Origin of the sequence: Oceanobacillus indicireducens (assembly GCF_014647195.1) — a bacterium.
GTDB classification, from domain to species: Bacteria; Bacillota; Bacilli; order Bacillales; family Amphibacillaceae; genus Oceanobacillus; species Oceanobacillus indicireducens.
In genome coordinates, this window is sequence record NZ_BMOS01000021.1 from 1 (window position 1) to 25,648 (window position 25,648).

A 25,648-nucleotide genomic window follows, 5' to 3' on the forward strand; every position below is an offset into this window, starting at 1 on the left:
CTTTCTTATTGCCATTTTTAGCGTTATTTCGTAAGTATTTTCATACAAATGTTAGTTGAACCGAATCAGGAATTTACGGGTATTAGAGATCGTTAATGCGTGATAAAATAAGCAACTATAATTGAATCAAAGAATATAAGTGAACATATTTTAGAAACAAGAGGAGGTTATCATTTTGGAAAAATTCCAGTTGTACAACTTCGCTTTTGAAAACTTAAGCAGGAAAAATATGTCGTTTCAAGAAGTGTTTCAGCATGTTAAAAGTTTCATGGAGAAGGATCGATATGGCAATTATAAACTGATGTTTGGGACAGATTCCCAGGTCCATCCGACATACACGCGTTTTATTACAGGGATTGTTATTCAGTGTGAAACAAAAGGAGCATGGGCTTGTATTCGGAAAGTAATTGTTCCAAGAAGAATGAATCATCTTCATGAACGGATTTCTTACGAGACAACGTTGACGGAAGAAATTGTCGGGTTGTTTACAGAGGAACGCAAGAATCAGTTGATTGAACTTATTTTGCCGAATATTTATCGAGGCGCATCATTAACGATTGAAGGGCATATTGACATTGGATCAGGTAATAAAAATAAAACGAGAATCTTTGTAAACGAAATGCTTGCACGTATGGAAGCACTTGGAATTGAAGCAAAGATTAAACCGGAAGCATTTGTGGCAAGCTCTTACGCGAATCGATATACAAAATAATTTTTTAAAAGAAAAAAATAAAATATTATATAGCGCTTTAAAGCTTTGTACATAAGGCTTTATTGAGAAAAAGCAAGTTCATTAATAAAAAATTTTCACTCTTTTTTAAAAAAGGTGTTGCATTATTATTTAAAATCGAATAGACTGTATTATAACAAGGGAACAAAAAATAATATTGTTATATAAGAGGAGGGGCGAACATGAACAAACATGAACAAGTATCGTGTCCGGAATGTGGGCAGGAAGTTGATTCAAGAAGCTACACGATGGAATGTGATTATTGTTTGTCAAAAAAGGAAGATTAATTTTTTTATTAATATTGTTATATAACAATATTAATATTTGAAACTATAATACAACAGTATATTGGGAGAGTGAATTCATGCTTACGAATCAAACTTCTGTTTCTGTACAAATTGAACACGAACAAACCTTTCCGAAAATCTTGACACCTCAGGCCTTAGAGTTTTTAGGAAAACTTCATGAGCACTTCGATGAACGGCGAAGGAACTTACTCGAAATTAGACAACAAATTCAAGAAAAGCTGAATGAAGGGAGACAGCTTCAGTTCTTGAAGGAAACGAAGCATATCCGTGAAGGTGACTGGACAGTAGGGCGTTTGCCGAAAGATTTACAAGATCGCCGCGTTGAAATAACGGGACCGGTTGACAGAAAGATGATTATCAATGCACTTAACTCAGGTGCAAAGGCATTCATGGCAGACTTTGAAGATGCAACATCTCCAACTTGGGAAAACATGATGAACGGGCAAATTAATTTAAAAGATGCAATACGCAGGTCTATTGATTTTGAAGCAGATAATGGCAAGCGATATGAATTGAATGAAGATACTGCCGTATTAATCGTCAGGCCGCGAGGATGGCACTTAGAAGAAAGGCATTTGCGGTGCAACGGAAAGTCAATGTCTGCCAGTTTAGTAGATTTCGGACTGTATCTATATCACAATGCAACAGAACTAATAGCAAGAGGAACAGGTCCTTACTTTTATTTACCGAAAGTAGAGAATCACCTTGAAGCACGTCTTTGGAATGAGGTATTTGTTTTTGCACAAAATGAGCTTGGTATTCCACAAGGTACAATTAAAGCAACGGTCTTGATTGAAACGATTACAGCTGCATTTGAAATGGATGAGATTTTATATGAATTACGCGACCATGCTGCAGGCCTAAACTGTGGCCGGTGGGATTACATTTTCAGCTATATTAAAAAGTTTCATAAAGACCCAGAACGGATACTTCCGGACCGGGCAACCGTAACAATGGAAGTTCCATTCATGCGTTCGTATTCACAGCTTGCTATCAAAACTTGTCATAAACGAAATGCGATGGCGATCGGTGGCATGGCTGCCCACATCCCGGTAAGAAATGATGAAGCGAAAAATAAAATTGCTTTTGATAAGGTACGTAAGGATAAAGAGCGGGAAGCACGTGATGGGCATGACGGAACATGGGTTGCTCACCCAGGGATGGTTGAACTTGTAAAAGAAGTGTTCGATGAGATCATGCCGACCCCGAACCAATTGCATCGTAAGCGGGAGGATGTTGAGGTAACAGCTGAGGACCTTGTCCAATTGCCAGATGGAGAGATAACAGAAGAAGGTCTTCGGACGAATGTCAGTGTTGGAATTCAGTATACCGCTGCATGGCTTTCGGGAAGAGGTGCTGTACCAATTAATCATTTGATGGAAGACGCAGCTACTGCAGAAATATCAAGAGCTCAAGTTTGGCAATGGATTCGGTGTCCAAAGGGTGTACTTTCTGATGGGAGAAAAGTGACATTTGAGTTGGTCGACAAAATTCTTCAGGAAGAGTTGGAGAAAATAAAGGGACAGATTGGGGAAGCGGCTTATGAGCAAGGAAATTTTGCAGAAGCTGCGGAGATTTTTGATTCGTTAGTAAAAGAAGATGAATTTGCAGAATTCTTAACATTACCAGCATACAAACAATTAACGAGGGGGAATAAATAATGTACCAAGAGCGGGCAGAACAATTACAAAGAGAATGGGAAAATAATGAGCGTTGGTCAGGGATTAGAAGGGAATATTCAGCCGAGGATGTCATTCGGCTGAGAGGTTCCATCGATGTGGAGCATACATTGGCAACTCGCGGTGCAAAAAAATTGTGGAACTTAATCAACGAGGAAGACTACATTAATGCTTTAGGTGCATTAACCGGAAATCAGGCGGTACAGCAGGTGAAAGCAGGCTTGAAGGCGATATACTTAAGTGGCTGGCAAGTAGCAGCAGATGCGAACCTGTCAGGCGAAATGTATCCGGATCAGAGCTTATACCCAGCGAATAGTGTGCCACATGTTGTCAAGCGAATTAATCAGGCATTACAGCGTGCAGATCAAATCCATTATTCGGAAGGCGACTCGGAAATTGATTGGTTTGCTCCAATTGTGGCAGATGCGGAAGCTGGATTTGGCGGACAATTAAACGTGTTTGAGTTGATGAAAGGCATGATTGAGTCGGGTGCATCTGGTGTCCACTTTGAGGATCAGTTATCTTCCGAGAAGAAATGTGGACATTTAGGCGGGAAAGTTCTTCTGCCGACGCAAACAGCGGTGAAAAACTTGATTGCAGCTCGGTTTGCGGCAGATGTCATGGGAACGCCGACAATCATTATTGCTCGTACCGATGCGAATGCCGCTGACATGATTACGAGTGATGTTGATCCGACTGATGCACCATTTATTACAGGTGAAAGAACTTCTGAAGGGTTTTTCCGAACAAGAGCAGGACTGGATCAAGCAATTGCTCGAGGTTTAGCCTATGCGCCGTATGCAGATTTAATCTGGTGTGAAACGTCAGAGCCAGATATGGAAGAGGCACGTCGTTTTGCTGAAGCGATTCATGAACAATATCCAGGTAAACTGCTAGCTTATAATTGTTCACCATCATTTAATTGGAAACGGAAATTATCCGATAAGGAAATCGCAAATTTCCAGCGAGAACTCGGGAAGATGGGTTATAAGTTCCAGTTTGTAACACTAGCAGGTTTCCATGCATTGAATCACAGCATGTTTGAACTTGCAAGGAAATACAAAGATGAAGGCATGGCTGCTTATTCCGAATTGCAGCAGGCAGAGTTCGCAAGCGAAGTACATGGTTACAGTGCAACTAGACACCAGCGTGAAGTCGGAACAGGATACTTTGATGAAGTAGCCCAGGTAATTTCAGGTGGAGCCTCATCAACAACCGCACTCGCAGGATCAACAGAAGCAGAACAATTTACAAGTTGATTGTAGAGCGGGACAGTGGGGTCAGAGGCAACGTCCCAGTGGGACATTGCCTCTGACCCCACTGTCCCGCTTTTTAAGTCCTTTAATATAATTGATAAAGGCATTTTCAGATGAGAAAACGATACTGGCTCTAGGCATGGTGGACCATCGAAATCTGACAGTGCATACCTATAACGAAGAACTTGCTGTAGAAATTTTTAACAGTTTGGGTGAATATTATAAATTACTAAGAGAATGGATAGATGATATAAAGAAAGATAAAAAAGGAATATGGCGCTGGTGAACTGGGACAGGGGGTCAGAGAAAGAATCCCATAAGGTGATTCTCTCTCTGACTCTTTTTGTCTTTTTTCTATTTTTTTACTGAAGATAAAAATGAGTACGGTGTTCAAAAAATATCCAGTGCTCCGCCTTATTGGTCTGTTTCACATATTTGACAAAACCATTCTCCAACATAGGAGCTATACCTTTGTTATAATGAATATGAGAATGCGCTTCCAGTAAAGGGGTGATAAAATATGACAGACAATCGGACAATTGCAGTGAAAGAAGCTCTATTGGCGGCAAAAGAGATTGCGAAGAAACAAGAAAATTATCAGTTAGATATACCGCATCTCTGGTCAGCTTTATTACAGCCGGATCTTTTTGCTTATGAGCTTTACGTAGATTTAGATGTTGATATGAATGAATTTATTCAACTTGTAAACAGGGAAGTTGAAAAGATTTCAAAAATAACAGGAACAGATATCCAATACGGTGAAAAGTTAAGTCAGCGATTGCAAAGTCTACTCGATGAGGCAGAAGTGGAGTCGACGAACCTACGTGATCAATATGTAACTATAGAACATTTAATACTTGCACTTTTTGAACAAAAGTTCAACCCGATTACTACTTATTTAGACGAAAATGGAATAAATAAAGAATTAGTTTATAAACAGATGAATAAAGTCCGAAAAGGAAAAAAAGCTGTGCATCAGAATCAAGAAAATGTGTATGATGCACTGGATCGGTATGCAGTAAATTTGAATAAGGAGTATTTAGAAGGAAAGATAGAGCGTGTTATCGGAAGAAGTGATGAAATAAACGATATTATTCGTATATTAACACGGAAGATTAAAAATAACGCCATTCTTATTGGCAGTCCTGGAGTCGGAAAGTCTGCAATCGTAGAGGGATTAGTTCAAAAAATTGTTGATAAGGATGCACCGAAAAACCTGGAAAATAAAATTGTTTACAATCTGGACATGAGCGCTTTGGTAGCTGGCGCCAGATACCGTGGTGATTTTGAAGAAAGATTGAAAACCGTATTAAACGAAGTTCGGGATTCTAATAATCAAATTATATTATTCATTGATGAGATTCACACAATTGTTGGTGCTGGAAGAACGGAAGGATCCATGGATGCCGGTAATATTTTGAAGCCGATGCTAGCTCGCGGTGAGATTCGTTGTATCGGTGCTACTACACAAGATGAATATCGGGAGAACATTGAGAAAGACAAGGCGCTCGAAAGAAGATTTCAGCGTGTTATGGTGCACGAGCCAACAGTTCAAGACACGATTGAAATCCTTAAAGGGATCAGGCAAAATTACGAACTATTCCATGAAACAACCATTACAGAAGAGGCGATTGAAGCCGCTGTAAAACTATCGGTTAGGTATATAACTGATCGTTTCCTTCCGGATAAGGCTATTGATTTAATGGATGAAGCAAGCGCCGTAAAATATATTAAGCTTAATAACCCCCTATTAAATGATGGATTAGTAAATGTTGATAATGCTGTCACTGAAGATGATATTAAAAATGTAGTAGAGAGATTAACGGGAATTAAAATTAGTGGCATTATGGAAAATGAAAGAGAAAAACTATTAAATCTTGAAGACGAACTCCGGAAACACATTATTGGTCAAGATGAAGCAGTATCGAAAGTTTCTGAGTCGGTGCTAAGGTCCAGAGCTGGTGTACAAAATCCTAATCAACCTACTGGTTCGTTCTTATTTTTAGGACCAACAGGTGTTGGAAAAACACAACTTGCCAAAAGCCTAGCACAGGTTTTATTTGGCAGTGAACTGGATATGGCAAGACTTGATATGTCGGAATATATGGAAAAACATGCAGTGGCCAGGTTGATCGGCCCGCCTCCAGGATATGTCGGTTATGACGAAGGGGGACAATTGACAGAAGCAGTACGTCATCGACCACATTCCATTGTTGTTCTAGATGAAATTGAAAAGGCTCATCCAGATGTGCTTAATCTACTCCTTCAAGTACTTGATGAGGGAAGGCTAACTGACTCCCAGGGACATACTGTAGATTTTAAGAATACAATATTAATTATGACGAGTAATATAGGGTCTCCCATACTATTACAAGCTATTGAAAGCGACGGAGAAATTTTGCTAGATATAAAAAATAAAGTAACACAGCAATTAAGGCATCATTTTAGACCAGAGTTTATCAACAGGATAGATGATGTTCTAATCTTTAATCCGTTAAGACAAAAACATATGCATCAGATTACGATGTTGATGATTAATGATCTAAATCAACGGCTAAAAGATAAGAATATGGCTGTTTCCTTAGATAAGGAGGCCGTCGAATGGATAGCAGAAAATGGGTATGACCCCCTTTACGGTGCTCGGCCACTACGACGATTTATTATGGAGGAATTAGAAACGCCATTGGCACGGGACATTATTTCAAATAAAATAACGGAAAATACCGATATTCATATTCAGTTGAAGAATTATAAATTAAATTTTATATACAATCAACATTTTAAAAAATAGACATGAAAATTGGGCTCTACCATTTGGCAAACTGCTATTGTAGAGCCTTTTATAAAAAAACAGAATGCTCACTTTGTCACAAATTCTTCAAAGTTAGTCTAAAACTGTCTGAAAAAGCAATAAATTGTTTGTTAACAAATTTAATTTTAGATACAATTGAATTGTAAGCGCTTTATAAAGTCTTTTTAACTACTTTTATACTGGCTTACACTTAACGAATAAGAAACAGGAGGGTGGTTATTTGTCAAACTTTGATATTTTAATTATTGGAGCTGGTCCGGGAGGATATGTAGCAGCAGAAGAAGCTGCTACATTAGGTAATTCAGTAGCAGTAATTGAAAAAAACGCCATCGGTGGATGTTGTTTAAACGTTGGCTGTATACCGTCAAAAACTTATCTGCAGTATAGCCATTGGCTTTCAGGAGTGGAAGCAGCTAATAAGAATGGAATGACGATAACAGTAGAGAACATTGACTTTCCTGCAATTGTACAAAGAAAAAATAGGGTTGTTTCAACATTACAAGGTGGCATTCATAGTACGTTTAAAAACAATGGCATTAAATTTATTCAGGGAGAAGCGAAATATGTAAGGAAAAATACGTTTGAAGTCGATGGCAAGGAGTATTATGGGAAGAAAATTCTGCTTGCAACTGGTGGGCGCCCATTTGTACCCGGAATAGATGGGTTAGACCAAGTAGATTATTTAACAACCGATACATTTTTTGAGATGGAAGAATTACCTGATAAGTTTGTAACGATTGGAGGTGGAGTCATTGCTGTAGAATTGGCATTTGCCCTTAGAAAATTTGGAGTTGAAGTAACGATTATTGAAGTAGCCTCAGATATTTTATTAACACTCGACCACGAAGCTAGGGAGATTATTAAAAATAAACTAAAATCCATTGGTATTCAAATTGAAACGAGTGCCACCATTCAAAAAGTCACAAATCAAAAAGTTGTTCTCGCAGGTCATAAAGAGTTTTTATTTGATGAATTACTGGTAGCTGCAGGTAGAGAACAAAACCTCGATTTACCTCACGCAATAGGATTGGAATTAGATAATAGTAACAGATTTGTTTCCGTAGACGAATATTATGAAACAAGCGAAAGTAATGTTTTTGCTATTGGCGATTTAATTGGCGGACAGACATTAGCTCACGCTGCAAGTGCAGAAGGAATAAAAGCTGCACGTGCGATGAGTGGTAAAAAGGAAAGACCTGTTAATCCGCACAGTATCCCCAGGCCATTATTTATTGAACCTGAAGTTTCTGCTTTCGGCTTAAGTGAAGAAGAGGCTGAACGTGCCGGTTATGATGTGATTACGGAAATAATGCCTTTTTCCTTTAACGGACGTGCAATTGCATCAGATGAAACAGAAGGCTTCGTGAAAATTATAAGTGAAGCGAGGTACCGTGAAATTTTAGGTGGGGTTATTGTAGGTTCCCAGGGAGCAGATTTATTACATCAAATCTTGACAGTCTATGAATCAGAAGGAACGGTCGATGAACTAGCAAATACTGTATTTGCCCATCCTACACTATCTGAATTAATTCAAGAAACTGCTAAGCATATCGTTAAAAAATAATTTAATAATTTAGGAGGAATCATTATGTCAGGCAAAGCACAAAGAATGCCAGAATCAGTCAGTAAGGTGGAAACGTCATTCAAAGAATTGGTTGATCTGGAAGTCCGTACAGCAACAGATACAGCTGTTAAGAACCTAACAAGTGATAAAGCCAAAGACATGTATAAAAACATGGAAGACATCCGCAACTTTGAAGAAAATGCAAAACGTTATTTTGCTGCTGGAGAAATTCCGGGTTTTGTTCATTTATATGCTGGTGAAGAAGCAATCGCAACAGGTGTCTGTGCTCACTTAACAGATGAGGATTATATTACGAGTACACACCGTGGCCATGGACACTGTGTCGCAAAAGGCGGAGATTTAAAAGGAATGATGGCTGAAATATTCGGTAAAGCTACGGGACTTGGAAAAGGAAAAGGCGGTTCTATGCATATTGCCGATATCGATAAAGGAATCTTAGGAGCAAACGGCATGGTTGGCGGCGGTTTTGGAATAGCGACTGGAGCGGCAATAAGAAATAAATATAAGAAAAGTGATCGAGTAGTTGTTTGCTTTTTTGGAGATGGAGCGGCAAACGAAGGGGTATTCCATGAATGTTTAAACATGGCATCGATTTGGAAGCTTCCTATTGTGTTTGTAAACGAAAATAACTTCTTTGCTGAAGCAACTCCGCAATGGTATTCATCAGCTTCTAACACAATTGCTGAGAGAGCTGTCGCATACAATATGCCTGGAGTTCGTGTGAATGGTAAAGATGTCGCGGGAGTCTATGAAACTGCCGGAGAAGCAATTGAACGTGCGCGTAAAGGAGAAGGTCCGACTCTAATAGAGTGTGTAACATATAGAAATCATGGTCACTTCGAAGGTGATGAGCAAACTTATAAAGCAGATTTTGGAGAAGAAAAAGAGTGGGCTGACGTTGATCCATTAAATGTATTCCGTGAGTATGCGATTGAAAACGGACTGGTTACTGAAGAAGAGTTGGATAAGTTGAGAGAAGAATCGATAAAAGATGTTGAAGAAGCAGTTAAATTCGCACAAGAAAGTCCTGAACCAGAACCTGAAGCACTTTATGAAGATGTATTTGCTGACTAACTAACAATTCGGAAGGGGTAGAATACCATGAGTAAAGAAAAATTGTTTATGCAAGCGATAAATGAAGCGCTAGACCAGGCAATGGAAAAAGATGAAGATGTTATTTTACTTGGAGAAGATATTGCTGGCGGTGCGAATGTGAAGCATTTAGAAGAAAAAAATGAAGATTCATGGGGCGGAACGATGGGAATTACTAGGGGGTTGATGCCCAAATATGGCCGTGAACGTGTTATTGATACACCTATATCTGAAATGGGATATATGGGAGCAGCTGTAGGAATGGCAGTAACAGGTTTGCGTCCTGTTCCGGAGTTAATGTTCAATGACTTTATTGGCTTTGCACTTGATTCGATTCTTGGACAAGGCTCGAAAATGCGTTATATGTTTGGCGGTAAGGCTACAGTACCAATGACGGTTCGTACCATGCACGGTGCTGGTGCCAGTGCTGCGGCTCAGCACTCTGGTTCTTATTATGGAATGCTTGGTTCCATACCGGGAGTGAAAGTAGTTGTTCCAGCAACACCGTATGATGCAAAAGGGTTAATGCTATCTGCTATTGAAGATAATAATCTGGTCATGTTTTTTGAGGATAAAACATTGTACGGTACAAAAGGAGACGTGCCAGATGAATATTATACGATTCCAATAGGAGAAGCAGCTATTAAACGAGGTGGTGAAGATTTGACGATTGTCACTATTGGAAAAATGTTATTTGTAGGTTTGGAAGTTGCTGAAATATTGGAGAAAGATAATGTATCCGTTGAAGTTATTGATTTACGCACTGTCGCTCCGTGGGATCAGGAAACAGTCATTGAATCTGTTAAAAAAACAGGAAGATTAATAGTTATTGATGAAGCGAATCCACATAATAACACAGCAACAGATATTGCATCTGTAGTATCTGATAGAGCATTTGATTATTTAGATGGCCCGATTAAATGTGTTTGTGCACCAAATACACCTGTTCCTTTTGCAGCGAATCTCGAAAAACTATATATTCCGAACGCAGATAAAGTATTAAGAGAAGCAGCAGAAATTATCGATGATTTAAAAGCTTAGAAAGGGAGGTAGAACGATGGCAACTGAAATTGTAATGCCTAAATTAGGGTTAACGATGACAGAAGGAACCGTTGAAAAATGGTTAGTAAGTGAAGGCGATCAGGTTGAACAGGGAGATCCGCTTGTTGAAATCAGTTCTGAAAAGCTGACAAATGAAGTTGAAGCACCGGTATCCGGAGTGATTATTAAAGTAGTTGCTGAAGAAGGTGATGTTGTTCCAAGTAGGGAAGCTATCGCATTTATCGGTGAAGAAGGCGAAACCGTTGAAACAAATAGGGAATCAGAGAATAAAAAAGCGATGGAGACACAAGGAACACAGCAAGTTGAACAACATACTGCTGTTGATACAGAAGCAAAGCAACACGAACTGGTACATTCAAAAGAAGGAGAACGAATTTTTATTACCCCGGTTGCCCGGAAAATGGCAAAAGAGCAGAATATTGATATCCGTGATGTAAATGGAACAGGTGGAAATGGAAGGATTACACGGCTTGACATATTAAGGTATGAACCATCAGAGAAAGCTGTAGCTGAGAAAACACAGCCTGCAGGTGCAATCTCTCCGGAAATCGAATACGGTGCTGGACTTGAGGGTATGCGCAAAACGATTGCCGAGCGTATGATGAGAAGTGTTCAATCAACAGCACAAGTAACGAATCAGCGAAAAGTAGATATTACAGAATTAATGACATTCAGAAAGGAAATACAAGGGAAAATAAAACAGCCGCTTGATAATGGAGAAATGAGTATTAATACATTACTGACAAAAGCAGTTGTTCTATCTTTACTGGATACTCCTGAAATGAATGCGTGGTTCTACAATGGTAAATATATTAAAGTGGATGAGGTTCATATAGGTATGGCTACTGCGATTGAAGAGGGGTTGGTAGTACCTGTTATCAAGAATGCACATCATATGCCGCTGTCACAACTTGGCCCAGAAATAAGAAAGGTAACATCTGAAGCTAGAAAAGGAACACTGGATGGCAGCCTATACACAGGGTCCACATTTTCGATTACAAACTTAGGTGGATTTGATATAGAATACTTTACACCTATCATAAATACACCTGAAGTTGGTATTCTTGGAGTTGGTTCCCTGCAAAAAGAATTAGCATTTGATGATAATGGAAAAGTAGTTGAAAAGCTGAAACTTCCATTAAGTTTAACATACGACCATCAAATTATAGATGGTGCTCCAGCAGCAGAATTTTTAAGTAAAATAGCTGGTTACCTACAAGATCCTTATCGACTGATGATTTAACGAATTTCGGGACAGTGGGGTCAGAGGCAATGTCCCACTTGGGACATTGCCTCTGACCCCACTGTCCCATTTCATTTATATCCCGTTAGGGCTTGACGTAATTGTGTTTTTGGGTTATGATATATTTAATTAAACATATTTGAATTTGTTGAAATAGATGATTAATTAAATATATATGGGGGTAAATGAATGGTCACACTGTACGTCACACCTAGCTGTACTTCCTGTAGAAAAGCAAGAAAATGGTTTCAAGAGAACGGTATTCCTTTTAAAGAAAGGAATATTATGTCTGACCCGGTATCAAGGGATGAAATCAAAGAAATTTTACGCTTGACGGATAATGGTACGGAGGAAATTATTTCTACCCGTTCAAAAGCTTTCCAACAATTAAAACCAGATTTGGAAAATTTAACATTACAGGATTTATTGACACTGATTGAAGAAAATCCAGGAATCTTAAAACGCCCAATTATGTTTGATGATAAACGTCTTCAGGTCGGATATAACGGAGACGAAATTCGTAGCTTCTTACCACGTTCGGTAAGAGAATTTAATCTGCAAGAAATGCAGAAAATGATTAACTAAACATATTAAAATAATTGAAGTGCTATTTCTCGAACAAGCGAGAGATAGCACTTTTTTGATTTTCTTGTACAATCAATCTAAAAGAATTTTTTATAAATGCAACTTTTTATCATCTGCCTGCATCTTAGTAGTAAGGGGAGGGAGCAAGTTGAACCTAGTCGACAGGTTAAAAAGAAAAGAAGAGGCTGCTTTAGTTGAACTCATGAATCAATATGGGGACTATTTGCTCCGAATGGCTTACCTATTAATCAAGGATCACCAACGGGCAGAGGAAGCGGTGCAAGATACATTTATCTCCGCATTTGAAAAAATAAATCAGCTGGAAAAGGAAGAACATTTAAAGAGCTGGCTGACAACGATAACGATTAATCGTTGCCGACAGCAAATGCGCAAATGGAGTTTTAAGCATATTTTCCCAGATATAGAAATAATCGAGCGCACACAACAAGCGGATAGGATTGATAGTCCAGAAGCGGATTTATTGGCAGTTGAGTGGAACGAGAATCTCACAGCTGCAATTCATGCATTGGATTATAAATATCGAGAAGTCATCACGTTATTTTATTTTAACGAATTGAAGCTTGCGGAAATTGCTGTCTCGACAAATATAAAGGAAAATACTATCAAGTCACGGTTAAAGCGGGCGAAAAAATTGTTAAAAGACCATTTACTAAAGGAGGGTGCGCATAATGGAGGATAAAAAGCAGATAAAGAATCGACTAAATAAGGAACTTGAAAATATTCGGTTTACAAAGCAAACAGATGTGTTGAAAAAAGTTTACCGGCCAACGTGGAAAGATAAACTTCATCAACTATGGAATAAAGAGATCAGCATACCAATTCTTCCAGTAAGTTCAGCCGTGGTCATCCTTTTGTTCGGTTACGGATTTTTCACAATTTCTGAATTCAATAATCAAGATGAATATCCGTATGAAACGATTGAAATCGGAGGTAATACGTATTGGAAAGCGGAAGTAGAGAGGAGACTTGTGAATGAGGAATAATATTACGTTAAAAATAAAGCATTTGGTTATGATTATGACGGGCATTTTTATCCTTATTCCGCTTGCAAGTATTTATCTGATACCACAACTTGAACTCGGTATAGTAAAATATAAGCTTGCGAATGGAAGTGGGGTTGGAAAAGACAAAATTCTCGAACTCTTGGAAGACAATATTCTGCCGAGTCAAAAATATCACCTGATTGAAGAGCGTTTCTTAAGTGGGGAGTGGATGAATGACTATGCAATATATGTCGGGCCTTCTATGACGACAAGCGTGGCTGCGGATCATGATTGGCCATTCATCAGTTGGGAAGAAAAGCAACCATATATTGAGGATTATCTAGAAAATGGGCCTATTAATGGATATCTACAAACGGCGGTTATGGAGCTAGCATATGAAGCAGTACTGGAAGGAGATGACGCTAGACTTCAGGAAATCTATGATCGTGCAGTTGAACGTTTGGAAAAGTCGGAGCACTCTTATGAAATTCCTGAACTAAAGTTTTCGTTTATCAAGCTCCATTTGCAAGCTGGAAATCTAGCTAAAGCGGAAAGTCTATTAGAACAAATTGACGTTCCGGACCATGCGTATGCTAAGGCAGAAAAGAAGCAATATGAAGCATTCCTTTTATTGAGGAAGGGGCAGCTGGAAGAGGCTTTAGCGACGGTTCAGCAAGGTTTGGAAGAATATAGAATTGCTTGGGAAAAAGAAGAGAATGAAGACCCGATAGAACAGAGCGGTGTTTATGAAGAGATGAAGAAATTGGAGAACCGCTTGCTAACTGGTCCTCCTGTGAATGGTGCGGCGGAGGTTGCGAAGGTATCAGGAAATATTAGCAGACAGGACGGGACGCCGATTAAGGATGCCGGTGTATTTCTTAGGGATGCTGCCGATGTTACTAGTTCGATTCGTCCTGATGAATGGTACCAGACAAAGACAGATGCTGCTGGGAATTTCGAATTCACGGGGGTTATGCCTGGAGATTATCAAGTGTTTGCCGGTTTCCAAATGGAGCAAATCGATGGCTATTTTTGGCCGGTTGATATGAATGACTGGGTAAGAATCGACGGTACAGAAAATATTCAATATGATATTACGCTAGCCCCGCTACTGGAAGTAAACGCTCCTGCAAACGAAGCCGTATTGGAGGAAAAAACGATTGATTTTAGCTGGGAAGCGGTTGACGAGGCAGCTTATTACATGCTTGACTTTCATATAGAAGAAAGCGATGTTTCTTATGGGATGAGCTGGGATAGGAAGGTGGAAGAAAGTCAACTTTCATTGCCTGTAGAGAGTCTTTATAATATTTATTTGAATTTCCTTACTGATATTGCAGAAACAAAGAACGATTATTTCAACCCGGCAACGGTGCTTGGCTTTGAAAATCCAGAGGGACATTATTCTTGGAATGTGAAGGCTTTTGATGAAGATGGAAATCTTATAACACAAAGCAATGGTTACCGGTTAGCGGAAGAAACAATCGGAAATCTGCCGACTATGTATTTAAAACAACGGGAACTTACAGCAGAAGATGAATTGCTGCTAGCCGGTGAATTGGAACAGGCGCTTGACGGTTACCGGAACGTTTTAACATCCAACCCAGATGACTTGCACAGCCTCCGAATGGTTGCACGGTTGATCGGGATCGAAGCGGGTGGGAGCTTTAGTACCGCGCAAAAGCTGCAGCAACCTTATTATGAACAACTAGCCGAGCTTACGGCAGATCCTATTTATCTGAATCAGATGTTACATTATTATTACGATGCAAGCGATTGGGAGCCATATGAGAAGTGGTATCAGAAGTATAAAGCGGCTTTGGGAGAAACAATCGACCCTTATACAAAAAGTATCCATGCCAATGCTCTTTTATTTCAAGGTAAATACGAGGAAGCTGCGAACCTCCATAAGGAAGCACTGCTGGAAGGAAGCGACAACCACAATATCGGAAATCTATTAGCTGTGGAAATTTATCTTGGTACTGATTTAGATGAAGTGTATGATTTAGCAAAACAATATCCTTATATGGAATATACGACTGGTAATGTCGGTGTAGTGGATTGGAGTGTTCTTATTTCTGATATAAAACAAGCGGTGCATGATGACGCTCGGGTTATCGATACCTTGCATGAAGGGCTGATGTTCTTTTTCAAAGAGCAGGATACCGAGCTGCAGGAATGGAAGGAACAAACAGAACAAACTTCACTTACTAAATTTATCCGCGCTTTGGAGGAAGTGAATTAAAAAAATGCGTGAGGCAGATATCCCGCCTTACGCATTTTTTTGTTAAATGACATACCAATATATACAAATGAAATGGAACAGGCTGCCGAGGAGAATAAAAATATGAAAAATCTCGTGGAAGCCCCAATTTTTAAACCGGAGAAATTCTGGTTTAAATCCGTAAATAATCCCGCCAATCGTATAGGCGACACCACCAAGGATAAGATAGACCATCCCGCCTGTACCAAGTGCTGGGGCTAATTCTCCAGTGAAAAAGATAGCGAGCCACCCCATTAAAATGTAAATCATGGTGGAAAGCCATCTTGGTGAAGTGAACCATGTCAGTTTGAAAATGACACCAAGAATTGCGAGGCCATTAATGACACTGAATAGAATCCAACCTAATGTGTTATTCAATGCGATGATACATAAGGGGGTGTAAGTCCCAGCAATTAAAACGAAAATCATCGAATGATCAATTCGCTGCAGCCAAGCTATCACCTTATCTTTTGCAATGACCATATGATACGTTGCGGATGCCGAGTAAAGTAAAATCATGCTGACTCCGAAAATAACGACGGCTGTCAAGCCAATTATTGAATACCCTTCGGCGACGGCCTTTATAATCATTGCTACTAATCCAAATAAAGCGAGAACTGCACCTACCCAATGTGTTAGGCTGTTAATTGGTTCTCTAATATACTGATTCAACTGGAAAACCCCTTTCGATGTAACACGTGGTTTTTAAAACTACGTGTTAGTGTTATAATAAATTTATAACATAGTTTATAGCGATAAGTCAACCGCTGCTAATAAAAATGTGGAGGAATTTAGATATGGTGAATAATTTAGATAACTTACTGGAGAAACTGCAGCTCAATACACGACTATCCAGCCAGGATATACCTGGATTGGACTTATACATGGATCAGGTCATCCAATTATTTGAAAATAAGTATGAACAAACGAAACGGACAACAGATGAAAAGATTTTAACGAAAACAATGATCAATAATTATTCCAAGGGGAAATTATTTTTCCCGATAAAAAATAAAAAATACTCCCCGGAACATGTCATGCTCATTGATTTGATTTATGAAATGAAGACGATTCTTGCAATACGGGATATTAAGACAACACTGGAATCACTTAATCAGCAGATGATGGAAGAAACACTTGATCTCGGGCCATTATATGAATCCTTTATAAAGCTTTCGGGAAGTAATCTCGAACGTTTTACCGAAGACAGTAAGAAAATGGTGCGCGAGGTGGATGCCGGGCAACTCGATGATAGCTATTTGAATCAGGTGCTGCTCGTACTATCCTTTGTTAATATGAGTAATTATTATCGCAGGGCAGCTGAAGCCTTAGTTGATGAGATTGCAGATATAGAAGCGAAAAAGGACTAAGCTTTACCGTTTATCACGCATTAAAGGTTTGTAATACCCCCACTTCTAAACATGAGGGAAGTCCAACATGTGAGGGTGGGGGATAAACAGTCCATAAATGCCTGATTCTGTTCAACTAACATTCAGTGGAGAGGTAATGAATCCCCCACTGAATGAAGTTTCACTTTATGATAAAATAAAAGAAAAAGAATGAGGAGAATGCATGTGGCGACTTATCCAAATCTTTCAGAGACGAAAAACCTAATTAAACAACTTGTTTCTATTCCGAGTCCTTCCGGGAATACTGGAAAAGTAATTTCTTTTATTGAAGAGATTTTAACAGATTTACAAATTGAACATAAGCGAAATAGAAAAGGCGGCTTGATTGCGACAATTCCAGGTGAGAATGAAAACGAACATCGTATGCTTACTGCTCATGTCGATACGTTAGGTGCCATGGTGAAAGAAATTAAGCGTGACGGTCGTCTCCGATTGGATTTAATTGGTGGATTTACGTATCACTCAATCGATGGGGAATATTGTGAGATTGAGACGTCTTCAGGGAAAATCTTCACCGGAACTATTTTACATCATGAGACATCTGTGCATGTCTATAAAAATGCGCGGGATGCTAAATATAATCAAGAAAAAATGGAAGTGCGAATTGATGCCAAAGTGGAAAATGCGGAAGCAGTAAGAGCGCTTGGCATCGAGGTGGGAGATTTTGTCTCCTTCGATCCCCGTGTTGAAATAACAGATAATGGCTTCATCAAATCACGTCATTTAGATGATAAAGCGAGTGTTGCGATGCTTATCCAACTAATGAAACGAATCAAAGATGAAAAGCTTAGTCTACCTTATACAACCCATTTTCTGATATCTAATAATGAAGAAATCGGTTATGGAGGAAATTCTAATATTCCAGCGGAAACGGTCGAATATGTAGCGGTTGATATGGGAGCAATGGGGGAAGATCAGTCCACGGATGAATACACGGTTTCTATCTGTGTGAAAGATGGTAGCGGACCATACCATTATGGATTGCGCAAGAATTTAGCTAATTTAGCCGAGGAAAATCATATCGGCTACAAGTTAGATATCTATCCTTATTACGCATCCGATGCGTCAGCGGCAATCCGAAGCGGGCATGATATCGTCCATGGCCTTATCGGTCCAGGAATCGACGCCTCCCACGCATACGAACGCACCCACGAAGATTCCCTAAAAAACACCGAACAATTACTCTACCACTACATCCAATCCAAACAGGTAGAAATATAAAACGGGACACGGGGTCAGAGCACTTGTCCCAGTGGGACATTGGGGACGGAGGCATTGTCCCACCTCTTGTTCTAGCGTAGGAAACTATAAAATAAAAATGCAGTGATAATTTAGGTATCCAGGGTTAGCCACGTCCGCTCTGCGCCCAGCAACTAGCAGATCTTTTGGTGGGACGAGTAATCGCAGTTCCAGGCGCCCGCGTAACGAATCGCGTTCTTAGCCTGTAAGGGCGCTTGCGCCTTTATTCGAGAACAAGGAAGGTAGGTATAAAAGATGAAACTAAGTATTCTTGATCAGGTTCCCATTCCAAATGGAAAAACTGCAAACGAGGCACTGGAAGCGACGATTGATCTCGCTGTGACGGCGGAAAAATTAGGATTTCACCGCTATTGGATTGCCGAGCATCATGACTTCCCGGGATTAGCAAGTCCCGCACCAGACATCATTCTTGGTATTATTGGTTCGAAAACGAATCGCATTCGCATCGGCTCTGGGGCGGTTCTTTTACCAAACTATAGGCCGTACCAGATAGCTGAAAGATATAACCTGCTGGCTACTTTATATCCCGGAAGAATAGACCTTGGACTTGGACGAGCGCCGGGCGGATCAGCAGAGGCATCGATTGCGCTTGTAGATAATTTTCTCGAACAGGTGAAAAACTATCCGGAAAAACTGGATGAATTACTCCATTTCTTGAATCGTGATTTTCCTGAAGAACATCTTTTCTCTAAGGTTTCTGCACAACCTGTTCCGAAAGAACAACCGGTCCCGTGGCTTCTTGGCACGAGCAAGAAAAGTGCAGTGTTAGCGCTCGAGAAAGGCCTGCCATATGTGTTTGGCGACTTTATGAGTGATGCAGACGGTCCGTCAATTGTGCGCGGTTACTTTGAAAACTTCCAGGAGGGAGAGCCGGAAGCAATTGTTACGGTGAACGTTATTTGTGCGGAGACGAAAGAGGAAGCGGAGCAGCTTGCGAAAAGCAATCAAATATGGAAATGGATGCAGGATAAAGGGAAGGGAAATGGAAAAATTCCTTCTATTACTGAAGTGAATGAATATAAGCTTACAGATGAAGATCTCGAACTTTTGCGTAAATCCGGTGACCGGCAAATTGTTGGAACGCCGGATATTGTTCGGAAATCGCTTGAGTTACTAAGTGAGGAATATGGTACGGACGAGTTTATGATTCTTACAATTACGCATGATTTTGCGGCTCGTAAAAAATCTTACGAACTGATTGCACGTGAATTTGGATTATAGCTTCTAAGTTCATGGTAGTTTGTATATAAATATTATAGAGAAGCGTTTAATGGACAAGTATCCATAATAGCAAGGTAAATTGAAAGTCAGGAGGTATGCATGCAAAGCTGGGTCACATATATAATGGAAAAGTTCGGCTACTTGGGTATTTTTCTTATGATGACGTTGGAAAATTTATTCCCGCCCATCCCATCTGAAATCGTTCTTCCCTTTGGAGGGTTCATGACCACGTATGCAAATCTAACAGTAATTGGCGTCATGACAGCAGCGACATTGGGTTCCGTTATCGGTGCGATGATTCTGTATAGCATCGGCCTCCTGATTGATGTGGAGCGCTTGGAGAGAATTGTGGCACGGTTCGGTCATCTTCTTAGAATTGAAAAAGCGGATATTCGTAAAGCGGATACCTGGTTTGATAGATTTGGATATTGGACAGTGTTTTTCTGTCGGATGGTGCCGCTCGTTCGTAGTCTTATTTCTATTCCAGCTGGGATGTCGAATATGAAATTTTCCGCATTCATCCTGTTAACAACACTCGGAACATTGATTTGGAATGCTCTCCTTGTAGCAGTGGGTGTCCTCCTTGGTGAGAACTGGGAAGCTATTCTAGGAATTATGGACGTTTATTCGACAATTGTTTATTCATTGCTTGGAGCAGGCGTCATTTTGATGGCATTTATATATATAAAAAAATGGAGAAAATGAAAAGAATGGTGATATGCCGTTCTTTTTTTGTACTCTTTTTTAGGTGCGTATAACTGGGACATTTACACTGACCCCATGTCCCACCAGTCCCCAGTGTCCCACCAGTCGCAGTGGGACAAAACCTCTGACCCCGGTGTCCCACTAAATACGTCTTGGGGCTTAGTTGGATTTATGTCTGGGGCTCATTATCAGGTTTTGTTTTCTGCGGTAAGATGGAGTCAAGATCAAGAAAGGAGGCTGTCACATGAAGAAATTTTTACTCTTTGTTGGGGGATTAATTGCATTTTTCGTGTTGCTTGCCAATATTGGACCAATGATTATTTTAGGGTTGAGTCTCTGGTTGTTGTATATCGTGTTTAAAAAGTTTGTCGCAACGGATTCAACGGGTGCAAAAGTCGGCTGGATTGTAGTTGGATTGCTTGTGTTAAGCATCAGCTTGTCGAACATCTATGCAATCATTGGTGTCGCAGCTGTTTATGTATTGTATTTGATCATGAAGAGCTGGAAGGAAGAACCAGTTGTCCACACGGTGAACGATGACGATCCATTTACGAATTTCGAACGGGAATGGGCAGATTTACATCAATAATTAAATTTAAAAGGAGAGAATAAATTATGTCAACAAACATTTTTACACGCATCATGGATAATATTTCAGCAGACTTGCATCATTTAATGGATAAGAAAGAGGAAAAGAATCCAGTCGCAGCATTGAATCAATACTTGCGCCAAAGCGAACTGGAAAAGGAAAAAGTCAGAAAGATGATTGAGCGCCAGTACAAATTGAAAGATGAATTCTCTCGTGAATATTTAAAAGCTCAAGATTTAGCAGATAAGCGCAAGAGACAAGCAGACATTGCAGAGCAAGCAGGAGAAACCGATTTATATGAATTTGCAGTGAAAGAGTATGAAGAGTATGAGAAGCGTGCAGCCCGCTTAAAACAGAGCAGGGAAGAAACAATAGAACAACTCGTTTCACTGGAAAATAAATATGAAGAAATGAAGCATCGCCTGAAAGATATGCATATGCGCCGAATGGAATTAATGGGAAGAGAAAATATTGCAAGGGCGAATCAGCAAATGAACCAAGTAATCGATGATGTATCCGATAAACCATTTGCGAAGTTTGCCGAACTGGAGCAGTATATCGAGAATCTGGAATACAAGGTGAATAGCTCCTATTATAAGAGCACATTCGATAGTAAAATTGCTAAGCTTGAAAAAGAATTACAAGATAAAGAAAATGTGGAATAAGATGCGATAAGCTCCAAGGAAAATGATATACTATATAGGCGTAGATGAAATCTGCGCCTTAAACGATTGAAAAGGTAAGGGGGAGCCGTCATGTTCAAGCAATTACCGACAAAATCATATAACTGGATTCTAATCATCGGCATCCTCCTTCTCATGGCTGAATTTGTATTTTCCTTTGGAGGAACAATTATCCCCGCTATTATATGCGGGTTCTTAGTCTATATTAGCTGGAAGAACTTTTATACCCTCTGGGGTAAAATTGTCTTTTGGCTTAGTCTTATTGGTCTCATTTTTTCGATACTGAGTCTTATGGCAGTTAGATTCCTTATTATTGCAGCAATTGTTATCTTTGCGATGAGATACTATGATTCAACGAAAAGAACCGATCGAATCTATCCCAAGCTTCCCGACGAAGAAGCACTAAACGAGCCGCTAAGTCGTGTGGAACCTCTATTTGACCATACCGTATTGGATGACCAGTATACTGAGGAGACTGCTTACCAGTGGAGAGATGTGAACATTCATGGCTTGCTTGGTGATAGGGTTATTGATTTAAGTAATACCGTCATCCCGAATGACACAGCGGTTATTTCAATACGTCATGGTCTGGGTAATATTGAAATATATGTACCTTATGAAGTGGAGGTCAGTATCCACCACAGTGCTATATTCGGTAATGCCCATATCTTCCACGAAAGTCATGAAAAACTTTTTAATAAATCGATTTTTTATCAAACGGCTGTTTATGATCACGCAACAACGCGTGTAAAAATCGTCACCTCGCTATTTTCTGGAGATATTGAGGTGAAGCGTATATGAGTACGATTATCCGCCATATATTCACTGGCATTCTGTTTAGTATCTTACTTTCAGCGGTCGTCCTCACACTTGTGTTCACTGTTTTCCCTCCGGACAGTTATGCGATTCTGTGGGAAACCGAGATTGGCAATGTTTCTTTCTTAATCTGGGTGTTTGGTTTCATACTAGCAGGCGGAACGATTTTCGGGATATCAACTGGTTGGTACTGGAGACAACGACTGCATCGGATTGAACGTAAGCTTGACAGACTAAGTAAGGGGCAGAGACTTGATGAGGAAAAAGAACCGTATCACGAACTGAAAAGCATTGAAAAGCGTCTAGAACTCATTCAATCACGAATAGATCAGCAAACGGAAAACGCGCAAAGACTTGCAACAGAAAGAGCGGAAGAACGAGAAAAGAGCTTACAAGAAATTGTCGTCCAAGAACGAAACCGGCTTGCCCGTGAATTACATGATTCTGTAAGTCAACAACTCTTTGCGGCATCAATGATGATTTCAGCTCTCAATCTGCAAAATGCTCCTGAAGATGATGAAATGAAGAAGAAATTACAATTAGTGGAAAAAATGCTGCAACAATCCCAGCTGGAAATGCGGGCACTCCTTCTACACCTGCGTCCAGTCGCGTTAAAAGGGAAATCTCTTGTTCAAGGTGTGGAAGAATTGCTTGTTGAAATGCAACAGAAAATTACGATTGATATATCGTGGACAGCGGAAGAACTTTCTGTTGATAAGGGAATTGAAGACCAACTGTTCCGTATCATTCAAGAAGCGATGTCCAACACATTGCGCCACGCACAAGCCACGAGTTTTCATGTGTTGCTCATTAAGCGAGAAGGTACGGTAATTTTACGTATTTCAGATAATGGGGTAGGTTTCGACATGGAAAGCGTGAAAACTAGTTCCTATGGCCTCCATAATATGAGGGAGAGGGCATATGAAATCGGTGGAACGTTCAAAGTTGTCAGCTTACCGAATCAAGGCACGAAGCTTGAGGTAAAAGTTCCCCTACCTACAGGATCGGATCAAGAAGAAAGAGCATCTATTCAAACAGAAAGTGAGGAAGAATGATGATAACTGTATTATTTGCCGATGATCATGAAATGGTTCGTATTGGCGTAGCGTCTTATCTGTCCGCACAACCGGATATTGAAGTCGTAGCTGAAGCTGATGACGGAGAACCAGCTGTGAAGTTAGCTCTTGAATGGAAGCCGGATATCATTTTAATGGACTTAGTTATGAAGGAAATGGATGGAATCGAAGCTACGAAACAGATCCTATCTGAGTGGCCGGAAGCAAAGATTATCATCGTTACAAGCTTTCTCGATGATGAAAAAGTTTACCCAGCGCTTGAAGCCGGCGCGAAAAGCTATTTGCTGAAGACTTCCAAGGCTGAAAAAATAGCCGAAGCGATCCGCGCAACTCATGAAGGCCAATCGATCTTGGAACCTGAAGTAACTGGGAAATTAATGAACCGGATGCGCCATTCTCAAGAGGAAGCGTTGCATGAGCAATTGACAGAACGGGAGAAGGAAGTCCTGCTTCTTCTTACAGCTGGGAAAACGAACCAAGAAATAGCCGATGAGTTGTTTATTGCAACGAAAACAGTGAAAGTCCATGTAAGTAATATTTTAGCAAAATTAGAGGTACAGGATCGAACCCAGGCAGTTATTTATGCTTTCCAGCATAATCTTGTATAATTTTCTATCAGTCTTAAATTATCAGGTGAAATGAAAGGATTTTAATATATCGTCCTCTATTAGGAAAATATACGTCTAAACATGTAGTATGCCCGAGGGATATTGCATGTTTTTTCTCTATTAAGGAAATAATTTGTCATTAATTGAAACATAACTGTAATATAACGATAACACGACTGCAATTTTTGGGTGTTACAATACCATTGAAATGAAAATAATACATAATATAAATTAATGACACGAATTTGCAGGTAGGCTTTCATGAACATACATAAAGAGATGCAATAGTAGTGAGGAAGTGGGGAACGAGAAATTGAAAAAGACCTTAGTAACGATGGCTACTGTAACAGTAGTAGGTTTGAGCAGTGTGTTTTTTACTGATCACGCATCAGCAGAATCTATTGATGACCTGAAGGACAAGCAAACGCAAATTCAAGATGAAAGAGGAACGATTAAAGCAAACTTATCCGAGGCAGAAGCGGAGATTGCTGATTTATTAATAGACTTAGAGAATTTAAATGATGAAATTGACCGTGTTAATAAAGCGCTTGACGAAAACAAAGCAACAATGGAGAAAAATGAAAAATCCATTACTGCAACAGAAGAGCAAGTAGACAAGCTTGAAGCGGAAATCAAAGAACTTGAAGAAGCGATTGAAAAACGTTTCGACATTTTAAAAGAACGCGCATCAGCTTACCAAAAGAATGGTGGTAACATTTCTTATCTTGAAGTGTTATTCGGCTCGCAAAATTTCATGGATTTCATTAGCCGTGTAAGTGCAATTAACAAAATTAGCGATTCTGATGCTGAATTAATGGAACAAATCGACGCTGATAAAGTTAAAGTTGAAGAGAAGCAAGAAGAGGTAATTGTTAAACTTGATGAATTAAAAGAAATGCGTGTCGAGCTTGAAGGAATTGAGAAAACAATCAAAGCTCAACAAACACAAAACAAAGATAAAAAGGCAGAAATCAAAGATAAAGAAGCAGCACTTGTTGCAAAAGTAGAAGAACTTGAAGTGAAAGACAGCGAGCTTGCTTCCCTTGAAAGAGACGTTAGACAGAACATTAATGAATTAACACAACCTGCTCCTGAAGTTCAGGTAGCAAGTAACGAAACGAATGCAAGTGGCAATGAATCAAATAACAATAGTTCAAATAATAATGATTCAAGTAACAATAACTTATCAACTGTTTCAAAAGAAGAACCGAAATCAAAATCAACTAATTCGACTAATTCAACTAATTCAACTAATTCATCTGATTCATCCCGTCCAGCAGCGTCTGGCGGTGTTGAAACTGCAATGAACGCTGGATTCGCTCACCTTGGCACTCCATATGTATGGGGAGGAAAAGGACCAGGTGGATTTGACTGTTCTGGATTTGTATCCTGGGCATTTGCTCAAGGTGGAATTTCCGTACCGTCAAGCACTGCAGGACTAGCAGGTGTTGGTACGAAGGTTTCCGCAAGTAATATGCAACCGGGTGACATTGTATTCTTCAACACATATAAAACAAACGGTCATGTAGGTATCTACCTTGGTGGCGGTAAGTTTATCGGTGCACAGAACTCTACTGGTCTAGCAGTAGCAGACATGTCTAGCGGTTACTGGGCTGATAAATTCTCAGGCCACGTACGCAGCGTAAGATAATAAAGTAAACAATT

At 39.8% G+C, this 25,648-nt stretch carries 24 protein-coding genes; 23 read left to right on the forward strand and 1 reads right to left on the reverse strand.

What is annotated here, in order from left to right:
- The first annotated feature begins 229 nt into the window (after positions 1-229).
- From IEX94_RS13310 to IEX94_RS13370, 13 genes are all read left to right on the forward strand, one after another.
- The gene (locus IEX94_RS13310) at positions 230-712 is read left to right on the forward strand and encodes a ribonuclease H-like YkuK family protein (RefSeq protein WP_188858246.1); all 483 of its coding nucleotides are present in this window, start codon (positions 230-232) and stop codon (positions 710-712) included.
- A 382-nt stretch (positions 713-1,094) separates the two neighbouring features.
- On the forward strand, positions 1,095-2,699 hold the full coding sequence (gene aceB / locus IEX94_RS13315) for a malate synthase A (RefSeq protein ID WP_188858163.1): 1,605 nt from the start codon (positions 1,095-1,097) through the stop codon (positions 2,697-2,699).
- Positions 2,699-3,976 (forward strand): isocitrate lyase, encoded by a 1,278-nt coding sequence (aceA, locus tag IEX94_RS13320; RefSeq protein WP_188858165.1) that lies wholly within the window; start codon positions 2,699-2,701, stop codon positions 3,974-3,976. The genes aceB and aceA overlap by 1 nt, the downstream gene beginning before the upstream one ends.
- Before the next feature lie 136 nt (positions 3,977-4,112).
- A complete protein-coding gene (locus tag IEX94_RS20325; RefSeq protein ID WP_188858168.1) occupies positions 4,113-4,259 on the forward strand; it encodes a hypothetical protein in 147 nt (48 codons plus the stop codon).
- Between the two features lie 234 nt (positions 4,260-4,493).
- Positions 4,494-6,764 carry an ATP-dependent Clp protease ATP-binding subunit gene (locus IEX94_RS13330; protein WP_188858171.1) on the forward strand — a complete coding sequence of 757 codons (2,271 nt, stop codon included), beginning with the start codon at positions 4,494-4,496 and terminating at the stop codon, positions 6,762-6,764.
- A 241-nt stretch (positions 6,765-7,005) separates the two neighbouring features.
- On the forward strand, positions 7,006-8,349 hold the full coding sequence (gene lpdA, locus IEX94_RS13335; protein ID WP_188858174.1) for a dihydrolipoyl dehydrogenase: 1,344 nt from the start codon (positions 7,006-7,008) through the stop codon (positions 8,347-8,349).
- Between the two features lie 159 nt (positions 8,350-8,508).
- Complete coding sequence (locus IEX94_RS13340; RefSeq protein WP_229782727.1) at positions 8,509-9,444, forward strand: thiamine pyrophosphate-dependent dehydrogenase E1 component subunit alpha; 936 nt, start codon at positions 8,509-8,511, stop codon at positions 9,442-9,444.
- Positions 9,445-9,471: 27 nt separating this feature from the next.
- Complete coding sequence (locus IEX94_RS13345; RefSeq protein WP_188858179.1) at positions 9,472-10,503, forward strand: alpha-ketoacid dehydrogenase subunit beta; 1,032 nt, start codon at positions 9,472-9,474, stop codon at positions 10,501-10,503.
- Between the two features lie 16 nt (positions 10,504-10,519).
- Positions 10,520-11,767 carry a dihydrolipoamide acetyltransferase family protein gene (locus IEX94_RS13350; RefSeq protein WP_188858182.1) on the forward strand — a complete coding sequence of 416 codons (1,248 nt, stop codon included), beginning with the start codon at positions 10,520-10,522 and terminating at the stop codon, positions 11,765-11,767.
- Positions 11,768-11,956: 189 nt separating this feature from the next.
- The gene (spxA, locus tag IEX94_RS13355; RefSeq protein ID WP_156855778.1) at positions 11,957-12,352 is read left to right on the forward strand and encodes a transcriptional regulator SpxA; all 396 of its coding nucleotides are present in this window, start codon (positions 11,957-11,959) and stop codon (positions 12,350-12,352) included.
- A gap of 148 nt (positions 12,353-12,500) precedes the next feature.
- Positions 12,501-13,052: an RNA polymerase sigma factor gene (locus IEX94_RS13360; RefSeq protein ID WP_188858184.1), complete on the forward strand. Its 552-nt coding sequence runs from the start codon at positions 12,501-12,503 to the stop codon at positions 13,050-13,052.
- Positions 13,042-13,356 (forward strand): hypothetical protein, encoded by a 315-nt coding sequence (locus IEX94_RS13365; RefSeq protein ID WP_188858187.1) that lies wholly within the window; start codon positions 13,042-13,044, stop codon positions 13,354-13,356. The genes IEX94_RS13360 and IEX94_RS13365 overlap by 11 nt, the downstream gene beginning before the upstream one ends.
- Positions 13,346-15,598 (forward strand): carboxypeptidase-like regulatory domain-containing protein, encoded by a 2,253-nt coding sequence (locus IEX94_RS13370; protein WP_188858190.1) that lies wholly within the window; start codon positions 13,346-13,348, stop codon positions 15,596-15,598. The genes IEX94_RS13365 and IEX94_RS13370 overlap by 11 nt, the downstream gene beginning before the upstream one ends.
- Before the next feature lie 42 nt (positions 15,599-15,640).
- Here the strand turns inward: IEX94_RS13370 and trhA are convergent, their stop codons facing one another.
- Entirely contained in the window at positions 15,641-16,288 is a 648-nt protein-coding gene (trhA, locus tag IEX94_RS13375; protein WP_156855782.1) for a PAQR family membrane homeostasis protein TrhA, read from the reverse strand.
- Positions 16,289-16,416: 128 nt separating this feature from the next.
- Here trhA and IEX94_RS13380 point away from each other — a divergent pair, with 128 nt between their 5' ends.
- The 10 genes from IEX94_RS13380 (at position 16,417) to IEX94_RS13425 (ending at position 25,634) form a co-directional block, all read left to right on the forward strand.
- A complete protein-coding gene (locus tag IEX94_RS13380; RefSeq protein ID WP_188858248.1) occupies positions 16,417-16,986 on the forward strand; it encodes a DUF1836 domain-containing protein in 570 nt (189 codons plus the stop codon).
- Between the two features lie 204 nt (positions 16,987-17,190).
- Entirely contained in the window at positions 17,191-18,246 is a 1,056-nt protein-coding gene (locus IEX94_RS13385) for a M42 family metallopeptidase (RefSeq protein ID WP_229782722.1), read from the forward strand.
- A gap of 273 nt (positions 18,247-18,519) precedes the next feature.
- A complete protein-coding gene (locus tag IEX94_RS13390; RefSeq protein WP_188858193.1) occupies positions 18,520-19,506 on the forward strand; it encodes an LLM class flavin-dependent oxidoreductase in 987 nt (328 codons plus the stop codon).
- 99 nt (positions 19,507-19,605) lie between these two features.
- Entirely contained in the window at positions 19,606-20,211 is a 606-nt protein-coding gene (locus IEX94_RS13395; RefSeq protein WP_156855785.1) for a DedA family protein, read from the forward strand.
- Positions 20,212-20,455: 244 nt separating this feature from the next.
- Positions 20,456-20,800: a lmo0954 family membrane protein gene (locus IEX94_RS13400; RefSeq protein WP_156855786.1), complete on the forward strand. Its 345-nt coding sequence runs from the start codon at positions 20,456-20,458 to the stop codon at positions 20,798-20,800.
- Positions 20,801-20,826: 26 nt separating this feature from the next.
- On the forward strand, positions 20,827-21,465 hold the full coding sequence (locus tag IEX94_RS13405; protein ID WP_188858195.1) for a PspA/IM30 family protein: 639 nt from the start codon (positions 20,827-20,829) through the stop codon (positions 21,463-21,465).
- Between the two features lie 90 nt (positions 21,466-21,555).
- Positions 21,556-22,284: a cell wall-active antibiotics response protein LiaF gene (gene liaF / locus IEX94_RS13410; protein WP_188858198.1), complete on the forward strand. Its 729-nt coding sequence runs from the start codon at positions 21,556-21,558 to the stop codon at positions 22,282-22,284.
- Positions 22,281-23,354 (forward strand): sensor histidine kinase, encoded by a 1,074-nt coding sequence (locus IEX94_RS13415; RefSeq protein WP_188858200.1) that lies wholly within the window; start codon positions 22,281-22,283, stop codon positions 23,352-23,354. The genes liaF and IEX94_RS13415 overlap by 4 nt, the downstream gene beginning before the upstream one ends.
- Positions 23,354-23,983 carry a response regulator gene (locus IEX94_RS13420; protein WP_156855831.1) on the forward strand — a complete coding sequence of 210 codons (630 nt, stop codon included), beginning with the start codon at positions 23,354-23,356 and terminating at the stop codon, positions 23,981-23,983. The genes IEX94_RS13415 and IEX94_RS13420 overlap by 1 nt, the downstream gene beginning before the upstream one ends.
- 313 nt (positions 23,984-24,296) lie before the next feature.
- The gene (locus tag IEX94_RS13425; protein WP_229782723.1) at positions 24,297-25,634 is read left to right on the forward strand and encodes a C40 family peptidase; all 1,338 of its coding nucleotides are present in this window, start codon (positions 24,297-24,299) and stop codon (positions 25,632-25,634) included.
- Positions 25,635-25,648: the final 14 nt, after the last annotated feature.